The sequence below is a fragment of the Lederbergia sp. NSJ-179 genome, from assembly GCF_022867885.1.
Taxonomy (GTDB): domain Bacteria; phylum Bacillota; class Bacilli; order Bacillales; family Bacillaceae_C; genus Lederbergia.
Window position 1 is genome coordinate 1 of the sequence record NZ_JALIFP010000087.1, and the last position, 2,247, is coordinate 2,247.

At 34.8% G+C, this 2,247-nt stretch carries 5 protein-coding genes; 1 reads left to right on the forward strand and 4 read right to left on the reverse strand.

Annotated features, from left to right (window positions below):
• Positions 1–196: 196 nt before the first annotated feature.
• Genes MUB24_RS22865 through radC form a run of 4 tightly spaced genes read right to left on the reverse strand, consistent with a single transcriptional unit; the run spans position 197 to position 1,819 of the window.
• Entirely contained in the window at positions 197–505 is a 309-nt protein-coding gene (locus MUB24_RS22865) for a DUF960 family protein (RefSeq protein ID WP_244708027.1), read from the reverse strand.
• Complete coding sequence (locus MUB24_RS22870; RefSeq protein ID WP_244708029.1) at positions 498–812, reverse strand: hypothetical protein; 315 nt, start codon at positions 810–812, stop codon at positions 498–500. The genes MUB24_RS22865 and MUB24_RS22870 overlap by 8 nt, the downstream gene beginning before the upstream one ends.
• 32 nt (positions 813–844) lie before the next feature.
• Positions 845–1,354, reverse strand: coding sequence for a DUF1643 domain-containing protein (locus tag MUB24_RS22875; protein ID WP_244708031.1), 510 nt, complete (start codon positions 1,352–1,354; stop codon positions 845–847).
• 15 nt (positions 1,355–1,369) lie between these two features.
• A complete protein-coding gene (radC, locus tag MUB24_RS22880) occupies positions 1,370–1,819 on the reverse strand; it encodes a RadC family protein (RefSeq protein WP_244708033.1) in 450 nt (149 codons plus the stop codon).
• Between the two features lie 178 nt (positions 1,820–1,997).
• Here radC and MUB24_RS22885 point away from each other — a divergent pair, with 178 nt between their 5' ends.
• Positions 1,998–2,144: a hypothetical protein gene (locus tag MUB24_RS22885; RefSeq protein ID WP_244708035.1), complete on the forward strand. Its 147-nt coding sequence runs from the start codon at positions 1,998–2,000 to the stop codon at positions 2,142–2,144.
• Positions 2,145–2,247 lie beyond the last annotated feature (103 nt).

A 2,247-nucleotide genomic window follows, 5' to 3' on the forward strand; every position in this document is an offset into this window, starting at 1 on the left:
AGGATGGCTCACAAACAAAAATTAATGGTGGGTAATCCAACCTCGTAAGCCATGCAAATCCTTCTGGCTGTAACATAGTAGAAGATCCACGTTCTACCCCACCTTAAAAATTAAAAATCCGTGTCATGACAATGGGGTCCACTTTATAGTTTCCCCATTCAATCTAATAATCCGCATTAAATCCCAATCCCTTGCACTAGTAATCCGACGGAAATAACATAGTTTGCTTATCTTTTTCATCAATAATCCAAACAGTAACATTCCCGATAACTATTGAACCTTGTTCTATTACTATTTCTTCTCTCATGGCTGGCTGTTCTTGTTGATTAATTATTTTTAATTTATTGCCACTATTAACAATTTCCAATACCTGCAAATAATCCATGTTATCTTTTCTTTTAATTGCAATTGAATCTAACATCTCCCACAGAAGGATTTGTATTTCAATATTCAATTCTTCATTAATTGCTCTCGTCACATAGCGTGGCTTACGTTGTTCAACCATTTTTACTTTCCCCCTTATTTAATATTTCTTCATAAATCCTTAACCCATCTTTCAAACAAACTAAAAAGAGTGGATTATTGGACTTTGCTTCTAAGGCAATTCCAATAATCCACTCTGATTCTTCATTGTATATATACGTGTGAAATGAAACTGGATTCGGTAATATTTGCAACACATCATCTGAAATCAGCTCCTTGTCTAGTTCCTCATGATTGAGAAGTACCGTTTCCTCCCCTAAAGCATTTATTTCAACCGCTACACTGAATTTCTCTTTCATAAAATCCTTCAATTGCTCGTAATCAAACATGCTTGGCTCCTTTCAAATACAATATTATTGGTTCATATTATGGCTGCGTCATACGGAACTAATTTCCACTGATGTTTCAGAGCTGGATAAAGAGGATGGAAACCTTTCCGACCAAAATTCGCTTCTATTTGAAGAATGTTCGCTTTCTTATCTAGCAATATGGCTAAAATCATATTTAACCGTTCAATTGCTTTCTTGTTTGTCTCTACTCCTTTTCCAGCCGCAATTATGACATCATCTACTCTTGAGATAGCTTCTTGAATACATTTCAAGTTTTCAATAGCGGACTCTTTTGTATCATCCTTTTCAATGGATGGAAATAAATTCACAATCTCTACAACACCGTACTCCAATTTGGAAAGGTTATTAATGACGTACATTGTTGTTTGGTCTTGCACAATTTCATCTGCCTGACCTGCGTTTTTCATAACAACTAGTGCCTTTTTCTTGTTCTTGTCCCACTCTTTCCTAATCAGATACTTGTTCTTCATTACGTCATCATAAGTGACTTCTGTTTTTATCGTGCTTTTTGTTGTTTTCACTGTTTTCTGCTCCTTTCAGATATAGCCCTTTTCTTTCAATGAAATGAATGATTCATCGCCCACGATGATGTGGTCAAGGACATCTATTCCTATGATTTTACCCGCTTCCGCTAATCTCCTTGTAACCTCAATATCTTCTTTACTTGGTTCTCGCAACCCTGATGGGTGATTATGCCCTACAATGATTGATGCAGCATTACTAAGAATTGCAGACTTCATCACCTCCCTAGGATGTACTATGCTGGCGTTTAAGCTACCAATGTGACACACATTGATTGATACTGGCTGGTTCTTAGTATCAAGTGAAGTAACAATGAAATGCTCTCGGTCTTTGTCCGCTAGGAATAACTTCATTAATTGATATCCATCTTCTGGTGACCTTACTGACCGTTCTTTATATAGTAGGCTCGATTCCTTTACTAATTTTAAAGATACAATGTTTATTCTTTTTGCAGGTTTACTCATCAATTTAATCTCCTTTTCATTTATATTTTTGTGATAATGGTTCTCATCTAATTAATAATATATATTTGATTTCATTTTATTTACATTTACGGTTGACATTACGGCAAAAACGAAATACACTGTAAATATGTTTTACACGTTGAAAAAATTATTACGGTAAAAGGGATGTGTGTATACCATGAAAACCAGTACTCAACTTTTAACTAAGCAATTTAACTCATGGATTGAATTGGAAAGGGTGTTAGAAACCATTGAATCAAATATTGAAAAAGGAGATTTAATGGAGCATTTTGCAAAATTTTACCTTGATGTGACCGTCAAGTAGAATGTTACAATTTTCGATAATTTATTTTTTACACTTTTTCAGTGAAAATCGTAGCTCGATGTTTCATTCGGTAGCTATCTCCATTTAAGTGAATGACTTCTGC